Raw genomic sequence first — 15,637 nt, forward strand, 5'->3', positions numbered from 1 at the left:
TATCTTTTCGAATATATTTTCCCCGTTAAGGAAAATGTAAAGACAAAATAGATGTCATAAGGAGGAAATTTTCAATGATTATCATTCATGGTTTTTTAAAAATAAAACCAGAATACAGGGCTGCCTTTTTGGAAGAGGCAGGACAAGCTGTAGAGCAGTCAAAAGCAGAAGAAGGCAATCTTGAATATCGTCTATTTGAAGCAACTGATGAGCCAAATACATTTCTTACCTTAGAAAAATGGAGGAATAAAGAAGCGGTAGAAAGCCATAAGAACAGTGAACATTTTGTTCACTTTATACAAGCTTCAAAGGAGTTTTTATCAGAACCAATTAATCTTGACGTACATATTGTAGGAGATAAATAAGTGTGAAAATTGCTCTAAAGATTTATAATTAAACTGTAAAGACTTATTACTAACATAATGTTGAAAGAAGGTCCACAAAATGAAGGTTAAAGACTTTATGATTCATGATGTCATTACCGTCAGGAAGGACGATAGCATTAAACACCTGTTAAATACGTTGGTTAAATATAAAATCGGCGGAGTTCCAGTTGTTGATTTAGATGGAAAATTAGTTGGTATGATTAGTGACGGTGATGTTTTGAGAAGTATTAAGCCAAAGGATACCGTTGTATACGATTTTTATAACCTTATGACTTATACATTAGAAAAAGGAAAATTAGAAAATATTCTTGCTAACCTAAAGGATGAACCACTTTTTAAGCTAGCCAAAAAACAGGGGCTAATTACTGTAAAAGAAAATGATGAGATAGAAACTGTCTTAAATCTTTTAGCAAAACACCATTTCAAAAAAATCCCGGTTATTAATAATGAGCATAAAGTTGTTGGTGTCATAAGTCGCGGGGATGTTATTAGAACCATACAAAAGAATATTCTTCAGTCCTTATAATAGTAACGTGGAGGCAAAGAAAACATTTCTTGCCTCCACGTTTATTTCATACACTAAATTTCATACTAAGCTGTTGTCTTTCTTCCGCCATATGAGCCAATGGTGATGAAGATTTCCCCATTTTCTAAGCTCCTCCCTTTGTGCAAAGGTTATATAAGCGTCCTCTAGGGGATAAAAATTCAACTACGCAATTATTCCGCGTATATCAACAAAAAAGGCGATTCTTACCTTTAAAATGGCTTCAATATCATCAATGCAATAATCACTAAAAAGAGAATATTGATAAGACGTTCAAGTGAAAAAAGAACCTTCGATAACGGATAATATTCCTTTGGAATTTCTTCACCGCTTGTTTTTTCTAATAGACTTTTAATAGGCTTTGACTTCGGTTTTAAAACAATTGGTCCCATTGCAAGCGCAATAAAAAAAAGAATTAAACTAGTCCAATACCATCCGGCTTGGAAAAGTGAAGGATTGATCGCACCCATTAATAACCCTGTTATGAGCAGAGAAGTACCACCTATCATAACAAAAATATGCAGATTATGTTTTATCGCATATGCATGCCTTAGTTCAGTCATATTCCTAGCAGATTTTACAAGTCTGCTTAAAATAAACCCAGGTCCCATACCAAGTATGGCAGAAAAAATATGTATAAAAACAAGTATTTTATATAATGTGAACAAACCGGTTCCCTCCTTTCCAACATCTATTTTTGGAAGTATGAAATCCATCTATAAGAAAACAAAAATAAGAGAAGCCTTTTAAAACGCTCCCCTTCTCAAGCATCTGTATCCTCTGTATTTATCATAATGGCGGCAACTTGTTTCAATCTATCAAAGAAAAATAGACCAGTAGGATGCTTATCTAAGCCTACATCTTGAAAAGCGGCCCACATGCATCTCAGCCAACACTGCGCGCGCTTTGGGGTAATTTCATGCGGCAAATGACGCTGCCTCATGGCAGGAGGACCAAATTCCTGACTGTATAATGTAGGGCCGCCTGTGAACTGTGTCAAAAACATCCTTTGCTTTCGCATTATTTCATTCATATCCCCTTGAAATATAGGACTTAAATCTGGATCGGCATAAACCTTAGGATAGAATGACTTTACCAATCTTTCAATCGTCTCCCCGCCAATTTGCTCATAAAGTGTTTGTAACCGAGGCTCCATGATTGATTCCTCCAAAAGTGATTGTGTCTCTATTATATACTTAATTACTTATCCACCACCGTAATATAAATCACAAATTGGAGAAATTTTTATAAAAATACATATGGTGTCAGGACAGCTGTGACTTTAACCCTAAAATGAATTAAATCAAAACGGACTTAGAAAGTATCTAAACTGTGGCTTGAGCCGGCTTTTTTTATAAACAATAAATGAGAAACAGTCCATTGGGGTTGCGAATTTCCTTAAATAAAAAAACTCCTTCCAAATAATTTGAAAGGAGTTTTTAACCTAGTACAACATCATCATTATTTAAAAAGCCTTTTCCAAGTCTCAGGCCCAGGATAACCATCTGCATCCTTACCGGTCCAACCTTGTGCTCTCTGGAATGCTGCAACTGCTTGTCGGTCTGCATCACTCCACTTAGGGCCAGGACCAGACTTATAGTATTTGCCATATCCTTTTTTTACAAGTTGTTGGCCAAGCATTGTGACATATTTGTTATTTGCGCCAGGCTTAAAGTACTGAGTGCCCGGGAATGGTGGTGCCTTAGTAGGCTTAGTGTTTGATAGAGGAACGTGAATAAAGTTACTAACGCTGGATACCGAAATTGTCCGGACACTGTAGCCATGCCTATATACATGGTTATATTCTTCAATCTTAATGGTTTTGCCATTATTTTTTACTTCAGCTACATAAGCAACATGACCATACTTTCCTCCGGTGAATTGGGCAATCGCCCCAACATTCGGTTTATGATCAACTTTAAAACCGATTCTTTTTGCATTTCCTGCCCAATATTTTGCGTTATCAAAATGGCCGCCTTTCATGTTATTAGAGAATTTTGCACCCAAATGATTCATTCGCCAAGCAACAAATGAGGTACACTCTCCCTTATAGAATCCCCATGGATCGACTCCACTTTTACCTTTGTAAGGATAGTCATTTCCAATTACTGAAGCAGAAGCGCTCGATAGGGTAAAAACTGAAAGCACAACCAATGATACGAAAGATATCAGTGCTTTTTTAAATTTTGTACTACCTGCTTTTTTCAAATTCATTTACCTTCCTTCCCTTTTAAAAATATCCTAATTAATTTTAAATTGGCAGGGGAACTACGATTTTTATGAATATTCCAACTTGGGAGATAATTTGCTTTTGTCGCCAAAATAAAATTTTTCCGCTTTTCCAAATTAACCCAATATCAATGAACTGTAAATAAGTCTAAAATCTCATTTTCAATTTTAGTAATATACTCACAATTCATAGAGTGTGTACGATAATGCTTGGAATCCTAGTTATACGGACTAAGAAAACTTCAGTGCATTAAAGAATCTACTGAGACCAATTTCTTCGAATTAACATGGTATTCTTTAAAGCAAAGCTTCACCACAAAAAATGCAAGATGACTACATTCTTACTTAACTTCACAAAAAAAACGTTAATCCTTTGATTAACGCTACCCGTTACTTTAAATACATTTTTTCACAATCTTTCTATTGATATGAAGTAAATATTAAGAGACATCTTATTACGATGTACATTTAGTTTTCAAATTACTATTTTTTTTGAATCTTTATGATTGCATTTGACGGCGTAAAACCATCTTTACTTCCAAGCATCAGCTGTCCATATTTAGTTGGTATTTCAACATACTGAACTACTTTATTCTTATTTAGAAATACAAACAAATATATATCATCTCGATAATTCATATTAGCTGGATCTTTAAATTTAACCCCCAGTTGCTTATTTATGGTTTGTTGATCAGAGTAAGGGGTTATTAGGTATGCTTTATCCCAATCGAATTCCGTTAGAGAAATAAAATTTAATTCCGTCACGTTTTCTTTCTCCAAAGTAGAATTAATAGATTTCTCTAATCCTTTGTTATGCATACCAACTACTTGAGAACAACTTGCTAAAAAAATTAGTGAGAAACAAATGAGAAATATAAATTTTTTCAATAAACCACTCCTATTTAGTAAATACCGATAAATCAATGTAACCCTTCCGTAAATCTATGTGCCTTCTCTCCCGAGTCAATGTGACCCACATTTTTTTATATGTACCCCGACTGGTTTTTCACTCCCTCCAGCCAATTTAATATGACCCTTTCGCATATCTATGTGCCCCCTCTCCCGGTCAATGTGACACATATTCTTTTTTGTGTGCCCCCACTGGTTTTTCACTCCCTCCACCCAATTTAATGCTACCCTTTCTCAAGTCTATGTGCCCTCTTTCCGCGTGAATGAGACACATGCTCTTTTTTATGTACCCCGACCAGTTTTTCACTCCCTCCATCCAATTTAATGTAACCCTTTCTCAAGTTTATGTTCCCTCTCTCCCGGTCAATGTGACACATATTCTTTTTTGTGTACCCCCACTGGTTTTCACTCCCTCCATCCAATTTAATGTGACCCTTTCTCAAGTCTATGTGCCCTCTCTCCCGGTCTATGTGACACATATTCTTCGTACTGTTCCATAATTGATTTTTTACCATTAAAAAATGCTAAAATGTAAGAAGTACAAATTTATTGGAGTTGTTCGTGTATGACTTGGCTTTTACTTTCTTTATTAGGATTGGTTCTTATTATTTCAGCTATCTTTTATTTTGTTTTTGTAGCTAAATCATATAAAAATAAAACATTGGGTACTATTTCATTTATACTTGATTTCATATTTTCTATTGGAAGTGGGGCAATTCTAATTGGATTACTCCTTATAATCATTGGTATAGTAATGGCTGGCAAGTCTTGAGTCCATTTGTAGTAGTTTGTGTCAACACAACTAATCTCCCTGTTTAAAAATGGGATTACCGCAGCAATCCCACTGTATAACTCAATCATCTTATATTCATGTGATTATTTTCGAATGTTCTTCAGCCTTCTTTAGTTGAGTCCACACTTTATTAGCAAGCTTTTCGTAAATATCTCCAAATAAGTTGTTTACGTCGTACCTAAACCATTCGCCAACATTCCCCTTTAACCTTACCTTCTATCAGGATTTAAATCGTGTGCCGTGACTCTATTGGGAGGAACTTTTTCTCCCAAGTGATGGGTAATTTCTTCTGGAGAACAAATTCCAATTTCAATTACAAAACTCCCGCCATCTGTCAAATTGAAAAGTGATTAAGTCTATTTTATTCTCGAAAATTCTTCGGAAATGTGGGAACAATCCTGTCATTTAGCAGAGTAACATCGGATTAGTATTTAATTGTAATCGCTAATGATCCCCATTCTCTTTCTTGTTCTGGTGTGTAAATATCATAGGTTCCGTTAACCATTTCCTCCATTGACCAACCTTCACAATCAAAATCTTCAAAAGGAATAGACTCATACATTTCTTTAAATGTATTGTATGTTCTGAGTTCTGTTACTTGAACTTGCAAGGTTTCATCTTGTTCAGGAACCTTAATAAATTTAATCGTATCCCCTATTTTAATTTTTCTTCTTTTTTCGTCATTTAAGCGTACTTCAACCTTTTTCTTCCCTTTTTTGATTGCTTCAAAATACTCGCCATATAACCCCATTTGATGCATCTTTATTCTTCACCCCTCTTTATGTTTCAACACTTTTAATTATACTTCCTTCATTAATTAGACTGTCTGAATAGCCATCCATGAAGCAGAACTTCACCACATAAAAGGCAAGATGACTACATTCTTACTTAACTTCAACAAAAAAAGCGTGAATCCTGCAATTAACGCCACCTAAAACATATTAAAGAATCACTCCTTAGTTGCTATGAATTGTAATCCAAATAAATTTGTCGAAAAATGTAGTATATTCTTACAAAAATTATTTTGACAGGACACTGTTTGGTGTCTTATTATTGAATTAGAAATTAAGACACCTAATGGTGGCGTATTAAGCACCTTAAAACTAGGAGGAGGGTGTATTGAAAGAGAAAAATACAACGAGAGATGTTTATGACGCTGTTGCTGATCCTACGAGACGCAAGATCCTGGATTTGTTAGCAAATGTAGCTGAAATGCCACTTCATGAATTAACTGTTCATTTTCAAATTGGCCGCACGGCAGTTTCTAAACATTTGACCATTCTCAAGGATGCTGGACTTGTCATCAGCCGAAAAGTTGGCAGGGAAACCAGATATCGTCTAAATGCGGCACCTCTTCAGGAAATTCAAGATTGGGTAACTTATTACACAAAGTTTTGGAATGAAAAAATAATGCTTTTACATCAACTATTACAGGAGGAAGAAGAAATGCCTAAAGTTTCATTAGATTTTCAATTTAACAGTTCCATTGAACGTGTATGGCTGGCTTTAACAGACTCAAAAATACTTGCAAAATGGGTTATGGATAATGATTTTAAACCGATTGTTGGTCATAAATTTCAATTCAGAACCAAGCCGAATAAAGTGTGGGATGGCATTGTCGATTCCGAAGTACTTGTTGTGGATCAGCCAAATAAACTATCTTACACTTGGATTACCGCAGGAGAAAGTACTACTGTTACTTGGACGTTGAAAGAAGTAGATAAAACGACGCATTTGCATCTTGAGCAAACTGGATTCGAAAAGGAAGGGCATGCGTACCATGGTGCCAAACAAGGATGGGTATTAATGGGTGGTAAACTCGAACAAGTGTTAACTGAGCTGTAACACAAATATTATTTACCATTAGGGGAGGAAATCAATATGTTTATATTTTCCGTGATTCTTCAAAGTTTGTTGGTTTTATACTATGCTTTTTCAGGTGTTGCTAAAATCATAGGGGCCAAATATTGGGTTGATATCTTTAATCAAATTCAACTACCTCAATGGTTTCGTGTCGTAACAGGTTTTGTTCAATTAATAGGAGCACTCCTACTTATCATCGGTTACTGGGTTGGTGGTCCTATAGCATGGGCAGGTATCTGGCTTGGAATTACAATGATATTGGCATGCTTTGCACATATTAGGGTCAAAGATTCGTTTGGAAAAACAGCACCAGCCCTTATGTTTGCTGTATTGAATATCATTTTAGTAATCCTAAATGTAGATTATCTGCAACATCCATTTTCATAAGATGAGTGAATAACGAGCACCTGATGTCCATTCGTCAAAAAGAGTAGCCAGCTTAGAATCACTCTTACTGCATCCAATGGTAAATTATTCATATAACAAATAAAACAATGACATGATCGACAAAACAGATTGATGTCGATATTAAATGGAAATGTAAACATAGAAAAAGCCGAATATACAAAATGGTATTTCGGCTTTCCTTTATAACTAGTGAAGAAATGTACTTAAATTAAACCTTCCTCTTCCATTAACTCCACTTTAATATTTCACAATCTTTCGTGTTAGACAAGAATTTAAAAACGCTGAATTTCAGTGAATGCTTTAGCGATTTATTTCATATATTCTTTTAAAGAAAATAATTAAAAGGTGGTGAACAGCTTTATGTTTAAACCAACCCCTGTGAACACCGCAATTGTTATTACAGACCCTCAAAATGACTTTTTGTCTCCTGGAGGCAGAGGTTATCATTTGACGAAAGCTAACATTAAACAAAATAATACATTATCCAATTTGGAACTCCTTTTAAGTGTAGCTCATAGTAAAGGTTATCAACTCTTTGTTTCTCCACATTTTTTATATCCACATGACTACGATTGGCAGTTTACAGGTAACGAACAAGAAATGTTGATTAATTTTCGTGTCTATCAAAAATTAAACCAATATACTCCTCCTACTCCGGAAGCTGATTATGTCCCATCTTTAGCCCCTTATATATGGGACAAAACAACTGTCATTGCAACACCACACAAGGTGGCCAGTCCCCAGACGAATGATCTTGTATATCAATTAAGACAACGCAGAAAAGAACAAGTGATTTTAGCAGGGGTATTATCAAATGTTTGTGTAGAATCACATATGAGAGATTTAATTGAGAATGGTTTCAAGACAGCAGTTGTTTACGATGCTACTGCTACGATTAGCGAAAACGATTTTCAAGCTGCCATTACAAACTACCGAGTTTTCAGCAGTGCTACATGGACAACACAAGAAGCAATTTTAAATATGTAATTATAAAAATAAGTATATAAAATAGGGGAAGCAATATAAAAGCCACTATTAACCCCAAAACCGTTTAATTCATTCTTCGTTTACTTAACTTCCCTTTACTTCAATAAAAGCATCCCCTACTAAAGGAAATCCACCGTTAAGTTCAATAATTTGTCGTGATCATTATTTAATCCAACGTTACCCTACATTTTCTATGTTTCTGTCCTCAATATAAGCTTTTATGAACCGTATTCTAAGGTCCAGTAAGCAACGACTACTCTTTTGAAAATCCGTACTTCGGTCTCACTCTCTATATTTTGAAAAATATATGCTTTAAATTAGCCCTCCATATATGGCGCACATATATTTAACTTCTGAAACTTACCTAAACACAGTAGAAGGCACGTTAAAGACTTGCCAGAGAAATACGATAAATACAATGGATAGCCCCCATGCAAGAAGGGGCTTGCGGTAGTGAACCCATAATAGAATAAACATGACCGTATTAAAAAATACAGACCACCAAAAGCTCCAGCCATTTTCATATTTAATAAAATGGTTGTAAATATCGATTTGTTCATTAATAGCATAGATCACTATCCAAACAATAATATGCAATAATTGCTTTAATCGGCTATGTAAAGGAAATTTTGATAAATAAATAAGTGCTGTTGCAGGATATTTGATTATCATTATGATTAAAAATATATGCGTATGTGTTAGCCCCGCATGCTTATCGATACCTTGAGAAGTATATATCCACATTGGGTAGTTGTCATATAAAAAATATTGATAGATGAAATCTCCCAAAATAAAATATAAAATCGTTGAATAATACTTTTTCCAATTTCTCCAATCTCCCCACTTCCACCCTGCAGCTAACCATATTAGACCGTATATGGCAATCATTGGTCCACCTCGTTTAACATATAAATAGTTCCAAATTCAAATTATTTACATTTAGTATGACCCTAAAATCATCACCTTCAATATCATTTAAATATTTTTTTGAAAAAACTTTTTCCATATGTTATTGCCAAGTAAATATATTCAGCAACTGGCAAATCATCGGTTACCTGATTCTAAACAAAAAAGAACAGTACCACTAAATACTGTTCTATAGATCCTCATATAATTTTCATAAATTGATTTAAATCTCATTAAATTCCTAATTTAATTGATAATAATCCTGCCCATCCACCGTTTTAAATCCACATGACTGATATAATTTTAGGGCATTTTCATTCTCCGTCTCTACCTCGAGAAAAATCGGATAACCTAATGCATGCTGTTCACGAATAATTCTTTTCAAAGCCTTTCTTCCAATTCCTTTTCCTTGATATTTTTGAAAAATAGCGAAGCCATATATCCATGCTTCTCCATTCAAATGCTGCACGCGGATTTTCCCAACTGGTTGCTGGTCTTCTTCTATAATGTAGTAACTTTGCGTGTTTTCCTTTCTAATACGCTTGCTATGGTTTCGTGCTTCCTCTTCTTTAAAACCGAAACATTCCACATCCAATTGAATTTCAGTTTCCAGATCGTTGTCTGTAGATTTTCTAATTACAATCTGTTGCTCATTGCCCAAATCAATCTCTGTCCATTTCATTTGATACTCTGAAAAAGATAATTGACATGGAACTGTGCGTAAAAAGCATTGCGCCGAATAAGAATTAGCCGGGGCATTTAATAAAACAACTTCTACCTCTTGCTTTTTAATTTCTGCCAATGCTTCTTTCAATAATCTTGTAAAAATTCCTTTACGACGATAGTGCGGATGAACCATTCCGCAAACCTCTACTTTATTGCCAAAACTGTACATCCCTAAAAATCCAACAAGTTTTTCATTTTCATAATGAAAAAAATCTGTCAGCTCCTGATCATTTCGCAGCTCCAGCATATCCCAATTTAATTTTAAATGAATGGCTTCTTCCTGTTCACAAGCTAGCTGCAGCTGTTTGATTTCCCCTAATTGTTTTTTGCTTAACATTCATTATTCCCCCAAACCGCCTTTTTTTCTACTTACCGACATATAAAGTCTCACTTATTTAAAAATCCTTTGCCATTACATCAAGCACATTTTTATTTTGGAAACTGGCAAATTTCTTTTTTTGAATATACAAAAGCCTAATGGATAAACATATGCCTGCTGCAAGCAATCCTATTGTTAATCCGATCCAAAATCCCCTCGCTTCAAGACCTGTAAAATTGGCTAACACATATCCCGCCGGCAAACAAATGAACCAATAAGCAATGAGCGTCAAAATAAACGATAGATTCACATCCTTATATCCCCTTAAGGCTGCTTGAGCGGTAGCCTGAATCGCATCAGAGATTTGGAAAAACAAGGCGAAAATTAAAAAGTGTGCAGTCAAGTTAATAACAGCTGTTTCATTGGAATAGAAACCAGCGACTTGATATCTAAATATGACAACAAGGAGTCCGGTAAAAAGCGCCATAACAATGGATAAACAAACTCCAAGCCAGCTGTAGGCCCGTGCATCTTTGTATCTTTTTGCTCCTACTTCGTATCCCACCAAAACGGTAATTGCCAATGAAATGCTGACGGGAATCATATAAAGGAAAGAAACAATATTAAGCGCCGATTGATAGGCCGCAATCGTTGTGATGCTAAATTTACTGATTAAGATGGTTACCACTGCAAACATGCTTGTTTCAAAAAAGGTAGACAATCCCATTGGAACCCCAATTTTTAAAATTTCTTTGCACATATTTGCCGAAAACATTTTTATCTTTGGAAAAACCTTATACAAGGAAAACGGTCGCTGTGATTTTATAATAAATGCCGTTATCCCCGCTATAAACCAATAAGTGATAGATGTCGCATATCCTGCTCCTGCACCGCCAAGCTCAGGAAAGCCCCATTTCCCAAAAATAAGCACAAAATTAAAAAAGAAATTTATGGGCAGTGAAATTAGTAATATCACCATCACTATGCGTGTTTTCCCTAATGCATAAATAAAAGACCGTAATACATTAAAAATGAATAAAGGTACAACTCCAAAGCCAAGGCCAATCAAATAATCACGTGCTGTTTCCTCTACTTTGTCAGTTAAATGCATCATGTGTAAAATTGGGTTCAACAAAAAAAAGCCTAGCAGAATTACTAAGAGTCCAATAATAACAGAAAGATAGATTCCATTAGCCACGGTAGATGATACATCCTTATTTTTCTTTTCCCCCAGCTGCTGAGCAGCGATTGGAGACACCGCAAGCAATATCCCACTTAATCCAGTGAAAACAGGATTCCAAATGGAGGAGCCGATTGCAACAGCTGCCAAATCGGAAGAATTGTACCTGCCTGACATAATATTATTGAAGAACACCATTGAGAACATACCCAGTTGTGTGATTAAAATCGGGATTAATAAGATGAAAATTTGTTTAATTTTTTCTTTATTGTTATATGTTTGATTCATAGATGTTACCCCTTAATTTTTTCATTACCTACCATTATATATCAGATTTATGCTTTAAAGTGTTATTATTTGAAAAGTTTCCATGATTCCTTATTCATTTATGAAGATGGACACCAGTCGAATCAAGGCAGTAATTATATTAATAAACTCTCATATTCTATTAAAATTGCAGAAATTCACAAAGATACTGTTCATGTTTTCAATTGTCAAGTGATATAATGTAATTGTGTGAAAATATTTCGAAATTTTAGAACTAACACATATGTAGTCCACTCCATTCACAGTAAGTAAATGTTGGCCGATTTACTTTATCTGTTCATTAATCCTTTTTCTTAAAACTTCTAAAAGTAGAAAGACCAACCCTTTTTTCACACAAAATAAGTCGAATAAGGGAGAGGAAATTGTTTGAAAAAGGCAAAAAATCGTTGGTTGATTGCATTGTCAGGAGTCGGTATCCACATTTGTATCGGGTCCGTGTACGCATGGAGTAATTTTACAAACCCTCTTATTAGCCAGTTTGGGTGGTCAGCAAGTCAAGTACAAATGACATTTAGTATTGCTATTCTATTCCTGGGACTTTCTGCAGCATTTTTAGGACATTTTGTGGAAAAACACGGACCAAGAAAAGCAGGTTTACTAGCAGCTATTTTCTTTGGAGTCGGAGTTTTCGGATCAGGCATTGCTGTTCATTTTGGTTCATTGCCATTATTGTACATTTTCTATGGAGTGTTTGGTGGAATTGGTTTAGGTGTCGGATATATTGCACCAGTGTCCACATTGGTAAAATGGTTTCCGGATAGGCGCGGACTTGCAACAGGTTTAGCCATTATGGGATTTGGCTTTGCAGCAGCCATCAGCAGTCCGATTATGGATGCTTTGATTAAATCGTTCGGAACTGCAAACGCTTTCTTTTCCTTGGGAATTGCCTATTTTGTTGTCATGACCATATCGGCATTATACTTAGAAAAACCTGCAGAAAATTGGAAACCTAAAGGCTTTAATGAAGCAACTATGAAAAATAATACGCGACTCGCTACCGATTTATCACAATTAACAGCAAATGAAGCTATCAAAACATCACGTTTTTATTACCTATGGATCATGTTATTTATTAACACAACATGTGGAATTGCCATTTTATCTGCGGCAAAGCCACTCGCACAAGAGAGTATTGGTTTGACCACGACAGAAGCTGCAGCACTTGTCGGCGTACTTGGATTGTTTAACGGATTCGGCCGATTAGGATGGGCCTCTATTTCCGATTATTTCGGCCGTCCTAATACCTATACAACCTTTTTCGTTTTACAAATTATCTTATTCGCCTTATTACCGCACACCACGATATCTATTTTATTCCAAATTATGTTAGCTATTGTTTACACTTGTTATGGCGGCGGGTTTGCCACAATTCCGGCTTATATCGGCGATCTATTTGGCACGAAACAGCTGGGAGCCATTCATGGATATATTTTGACAGCATGGGCAGCCGCTGGACTTGTCGGGCCTCTATTCGCTGCTTGGATTAAGGATACAACAGGAAGCTATGCAAATAGCTTAACCTTCTTTGCTGGATTCTTTATTGTATCGCTCATTATCTCTTTGGTCATACGTGTGGATATTCGGAAACTAAAAGAAAATCAAGCAGTGCAAGGCTCCACCGGAAAACCAGTTAATTTATAGCATATTCCCGCGGAAATTTTATAATGAAAATGAAGCAAAGGTGGTCAAAATGGGAAAAACAAAACATCAAGGACCGATAAAATTACCAATAACACCTGCACCAAAGCATTGGGTAAGCCCAGTACCGTTTGGGCTTGGAAAGGTAAAACCAAAGCATATTCGTGATACGTTAAAGGTTGTCTGGGATAATCGCGACAATCTTCCTTATGCTGCCAGAATATTAACTCAGGGTGTTTGTGACGGATGTGCACTTGGAGTCGCTGGATTACATGATCAAACTCTAACTGGGCCGCATCTGTGTACAACACGATTAAATGTGCTGAGATTGAATACGATGCCTGCCATCAAAGAAGAAATTCTCCACAGTGATATTGAGGATCTAAGAAAATATAATAGTACAGAATTGCGTAAGCTAGGACGCATCCCCTACCCCCTATCCAGGAAAAAAGGAGAGCGTACTTTTACAAGAATAACGTGGGATGAGGCTTTGAATCGGATTGCAAAAAAAATAAAATCTATTGATCCGAAACAACTAGCTTTCTATTTAACTTCCCGTGGAATTACAAATGAAGTGTACTATACTGCTGCTAAACTAGCACGATTCTTAGGGACAAATAATATCGATAATGCCTCCCGCATTTGTCACTCTCCAAGCAAAACCGCATTAAAGCGTTCTCTTGGAATCGGGGCGTCGAGCTGTAATTACATGGATTGGATTGGAACGGATGTCCTTGTTTTCTGGGGCTCGGTTGCGGCTAATAATCAGCCGGTTTCCACGAAATACATGTATGCGGCAAAACGAAAAGGAACAAAAATTATTGTCATCAATCCTTACCGTGAGCCGGCGATGGACGGTTATTGGGTGCCGTCGATTCCTGATTCAGCTCTATTCGGAACCAAAATAGCAGATGATTTTTACCAAGTGAATATTGGCGGAGATATTGCTTTTATGAATGGTGTGATGAAGCAATGGTTTGAAATGGAGGAAAAGGAAAAGGGCTCAGCTATTGATTATAATTTTGTGGAAGCACATACGAATGGCTTTAATCAATTGCAGGAGCATGTAAAGAAGCAGGACTGGGATATATTAGAGAAGTCTTCGGGACTCACAAAAGAACGGATGGCAGAGTTTGCTGAATTACTAGCCTCTGCCAAAAGCGCAGTGTTTGTATGGTCCATGGGACTAACTCAGCATCGATTTGGAACCGATAATATTTCCCAAGTAGCGAATTTGGCGATGCTACGCGGATTTATTGGCCGAGAACACTGCGGAGTGATGCCGATACGCGGACATTCCGGTGTACAGGGCTCTGGTGAAATGGGCGCTGACCCATTTGTTTTACCAGGCGGTGATTTTCAAGAGGATAACATCGCTCGAATGGAACAAATTTGGGGATTTGAGATTCCTAGATGGCAAGGGGATATTGTTGGAGTTTCCATAGAAAACGCCATGCTCCCAAATGATCATGAACGAAAATTGAAGGTCTTTTATACATCCGGAGGCAATTTCTTAGAAACAATGCCTGATCCAAACTTTATCAAGGAATGCTTGGAAAACGTTGAACTACGTGTTCATCAGGATATCATTTTCAACACATCCACTCTTGTAGATGCAAAAGAGGAAGTGATCGTCTTGCCAGCTATGACACGTTATGAACAGCCTGGCGGCGGAACATCTACCTCTACAGAGAGAATGGTATATTTTTCACCGGAAATTAAAGGGCCTCGCATTGAGGAAGCAAGGTCTGAGTGGGAAATTTATGTGGATTTGGCTGCACGAGTGAAACCGGAAGCCAAAGAACTCATGAATTTCACCGATGCTTCGCAAATTCGCAAGGAGATTGCCATTGCAAATCCAAATTACGATGGGATTCAGTATTTAAATAAAAAAGGCGATGTCTTTCAATGGGGCGGTGCATGGCTATGTGAGGATGGAATATGTCCAACCGAGGATGGTCGGGGCAACCTGTTGGCTATCGAACTTCCTGAGCTGCGTAAGCCAGAGGGCCATTTCTATGTCACGACCCGAAGAGGAAAGCAATTCAATTCCATGATTTATGATGAGACAGACGCATTTAACAATGCCGATCGCTACGATGTCCTTATCAATGAAGAGGATGCCAAAGAATTAAACATCGCTGAGGGAGAAGCAATCGTCGTATACAACAAATTTGGCTATTTTCACGGCCGTGCCAAATATGCAGAAACTCAACGCAGCAACCTTCTTGTCTTTTGGCCAGAGGGAAACGTCTTGATTCCAAAAGGAGTATATGAAAAATATGCCGGCATCCCAGAATATAACGCGGCAGTCATTGTCGAAAAGGCAGAAAGCTTCCACGCCCACAAAGACACAAAATATGTAGAAAAACGCATCGAGGATTTAGAAGTAGAAATCGGTTAGCTTGGTCCCACCTTTTTA

General features: G+C 36.6%; 16 protein-coding genes and 1 pseudogene. 9 read left to right on the forward strand and 8 right to left on the reverse strand.

Annotated features, from left to right (window positions below; all coding sequences use genetic code 11):
• Positions 1-74: 74 nt before the first annotated feature.
• A complete protein-coding gene (locus AN964_RS22185; RefSeq protein ID WP_055741981.1) occupies positions 75-365 on the forward strand; it encodes a putative quinol monooxygenase in 291 nt (96 codons plus the stop codon).
• 79 nt (positions 366-444) lie between these two features.
• The gene (locus AN964_RS22190) at positions 445-912 is read left to right on the forward strand and encodes a CBS domain-containing protein (RefSeq protein WP_055741982.1); all 468 of its coding nucleotides are present in this window, start codon (positions 445-447) and stop codon (positions 910-912) included.
• 230 nt (positions 913-1,142) lie between these two features.
• On the opposite strand, the gene AN964_RS22195 is transcribed toward AN964_RS22190, so the two are convergent.
• The 4 genes from AN964_RS22195 to AN964_RS22210 all read right to left on the reverse strand — a co-directional run bounded on the left by AN964_RS22195 (position 1,143) and on the right by AN964_RS22210 (position 4,047).
• Entirely contained in the window at positions 1,143-1,598 is a 456-nt protein-coding gene (locus AN964_RS22195; protein ID WP_126647392.1) for a DUF2269 family protein, read from the reverse strand.
• Between the two features lie 95 nt (positions 1,599-1,693).
• Complete coding sequence (locus AN964_RS22200; RefSeq protein ID WP_055741984.1) at positions 1,694-2,086, reverse strand: globin domain-containing protein; 393 nt, start codon at positions 2,084-2,086, stop codon at positions 1,694-1,696.
• A gap of 305 nt (positions 2,087-2,391) precedes the next feature.
• On the reverse strand, positions 2,392-3,144 hold the full coding sequence (locus AN964_RS22205) for a peptidoglycan-binding protein (RefSeq protein ID WP_055741985.1): 753 nt from the start codon (positions 3,142-3,144) through the stop codon (positions 2,392-2,394).
• Positions 3,145-3,642: 498 nt separating this feature from the next.
• A complete protein-coding gene (locus AN964_RS22210) occupies positions 3,643-4,047 on the reverse strand; it encodes a hypothetical protein (protein ID WP_055741986.1) in 405 nt (134 codons plus the stop codon).
• A gap of 586 nt (positions 4,048-4,633) precedes the next feature.
• On the opposite strand from AN964_RS22210, the gene AN964_RS26910 reads away from it, so the two are divergent.
• Positions 4,634-4,840, forward strand: coding sequence for a hypothetical protein (locus tag AN964_RS26910; RefSeq protein ID WP_055741988.1), 207 nt, complete (start codon positions 4,634-4,636; stop codon positions 4,838-4,840).
• Between the two features lie 445 nt (positions 4,841-5,285).
• Here AN964_RS26910 and AN964_RS22225 read toward each other — a convergent pair whose 3' ends face one another.
• On the reverse strand, positions 5,286-5,621 hold the full coding sequence (locus AN964_RS22225) for an ASCH domain-containing protein (protein WP_055741989.1): 336 nt from the start codon (positions 5,619-5,621) through the stop codon (positions 5,286-5,288).
• Positions 5,622-5,980: 359 nt separating this feature from the next.
• Between AN964_RS22225 and AN964_RS27365 the strand changes: the two are divergent.
• The 4 genes and pseudogenes from AN964_RS27365 to AN964_RS22240 form a co-directional block, all read left to right on the forward strand.
• Positions 5,981-6,214, forward strand: a pseudogene (locus AN964_RS27365) (ArsR/SmtB family transcription factor); the annotation flags it as partial.
• A gap of 93 nt (positions 6,215-6,307) precedes the next feature.
• On the forward strand, positions 6,308-6,706 hold the full coding sequence (locus AN964_RS27185; protein WP_235950756.1) for an SRPBCC family protein: 399 nt from the start codon (positions 6,308-6,310) through the stop codon (positions 6,704-6,706).
• A 36-nt stretch (positions 6,707-6,742) separates the two neighbouring features.
• Complete coding sequence (locus AN964_RS22235) at positions 6,743-7,111, forward strand: DoxX family protein (protein ID WP_055741991.1); 369 nt, start codon at positions 6,743-6,745, stop codon at positions 7,109-7,111.
• 381 nt (positions 7,112-7,492) lie between these two features.
• The gene (locus AN964_RS22240; RefSeq protein WP_055741992.1) at positions 7,493-8,119 is read left to right on the forward strand and encodes a cysteine hydrolase family protein; all 627 of its coding nucleotides are present in this window, start codon (positions 7,493-7,495) and stop codon (positions 8,117-8,119) included.
• Positions 8,120-8,479: 360 nt separating this feature from the next.
• On the opposite strand, the gene AN964_RS22245 is transcribed toward AN964_RS22240, so the two are convergent.
• The 3 genes from AN964_RS22245 to AN964_RS22255 form a co-directional block, all read right to left on the reverse strand.
• Complete coding sequence (locus tag AN964_RS22245; RefSeq protein ID WP_055741993.1) at positions 8,480-9,007, reverse strand: CBO0543 family protein; 528 nt, start codon at positions 9,005-9,007, stop codon at positions 8,480-8,482.
• Positions 9,008-9,266: 259 nt separating this feature from the next.
• Positions 9,267-10,088, reverse strand: coding sequence for a GNAT family N-acetyltransferase (locus tag AN964_RS22250; protein WP_055741994.1), 822 nt, complete (start codon positions 10,086-10,088; stop codon positions 9,267-9,269).
• 58 nt (positions 10,089-10,146) lie between these two features.
• A complete protein-coding gene (locus AN964_RS22255) occupies positions 10,147-11,538 on the reverse strand; it encodes an MATE family efflux transporter (protein ID WP_055741995.1) in 1,392 nt (463 codons plus the stop codon).
• A 405-nt stretch (positions 11,539-11,943) separates the two neighbouring features.
• On the opposite strand from AN964_RS22255, the gene AN964_RS22260 reads away from it, so the two are divergent.
• Positions 11,944-13,218: an L-lactate MFS transporter gene (locus tag AN964_RS22260; RefSeq protein WP_055741996.1), complete on the forward strand. Its 1,275-nt coding sequence runs from the start codon at positions 11,944-11,946 to the stop codon at positions 13,216-13,218.
• 49 nt (positions 13,219-13,267) lie between these two features.
• Positions 13,268-15,619, forward strand: coding sequence for an FdhF/YdeP family oxidoreductase (locus tag AN964_RS22265; protein WP_055741997.1), 2,352 nt, complete (start codon positions 13,268-13,270; stop codon positions 15,617-15,619).
• The last annotated feature ends 18 nt before the right edge of the window (positions 15,620-15,637 follow it).

The sequence above is a fragment of the Heyndrickxia shackletonii genome (assembly GCF_001420715.1).
Classification (GTDB): domain Bacteria; phylum Bacillota; class Bacilli; order Bacillales; family Bacillaceae_C; genus Margalitia; species Margalitia shackletonii.

Bases quoted from the DNA above. Each gene is read 5' to 3' on its own strand.
- AN964_RS22185 (WP_055741981.1), top strand. From the start codon at position 75: ATGATTATCATTCATGGTTTTTTAAAAATAAAACCAGAATACAGGGCT.
- AN964_RS22190 (WP_055741982.1), top strand. From the start codon at position 445: ATGAAGGTTAAAGACTTTATGATTCATGATGTCATTACCGTCAGGAAG.
- AN964_RS22200 (WP_055741984.1), bottom strand. From the start codon at position 2,086: ATGGAGCCTCGGTTACAAACACTTTATGAGCAAATTGGCGGGGAGACG.
- AN964_RS22205 (WP_055741985.1), bottom strand. From the start codon at position 3,144: ATGAATTTGAAAAAAGCAGGTAGTACAAAATTTAAAAAAGCACTGATA.
- AN964_RS26910 (WP_055741988.1), top strand. From the start codon at position 4,634: ATGACTTGGCTTTTACTTTCTTTATTAGGATTGGTTCTTATTATTTCA.
- AN964_RS22225 (WP_055741989.1), bottom strand. From the start codon at position 5,621: ATGCATCAAATGGGGTTATATGGCGAGTATTTTGAAGCAATCAAAAAA.
- AN964_RS27185 (WP_235950756.1), top strand. From the start codon at position 6,308: ATGCCTAAAGTTTCATTAGATTTTCAATTTAACAGTTCCATTGAACGT.
- AN964_RS22235 (WP_055741991.1), top strand. From the start codon at position 6,743: ATGTTTATATTTTCCGTGATTCTTCAAAGTTTGTTGGTTTTATACTAT.
- AN964_RS22240 (WP_055741992.1), top strand. From the start codon at position 7,493: ATGTTTAAACCAACCCCTGTGAACACCGCAATTGTTATTACAGACCCT.
- AN964_RS22245 (WP_055741993.1), bottom strand. From the start codon at position 9,007: ATGATTGCCATATACGGTCTAATATGGTTAGCTGCAGGGTGGAAGTGG.
- AN964_RS22250 (WP_055741994.1), bottom strand. From the start codon at position 10,088: ATGTTAAGCAAAAAACAATTAGGGGAAATCAAACAGCTGCAGCTAGCT.
- AN964_RS22255 (WP_055741995.1), bottom strand. From the start codon at position 11,538: ATGAATCAAACATATAACAATAAAGAAAAAATTAAACAAATTTTCATC.
- AN964_RS22265 (WP_055741997.1), top strand. From the start codon at position 13,268: ATGGGAAAAACAAAACATCAAGGACCGATAAAATTACCAATAACACCT.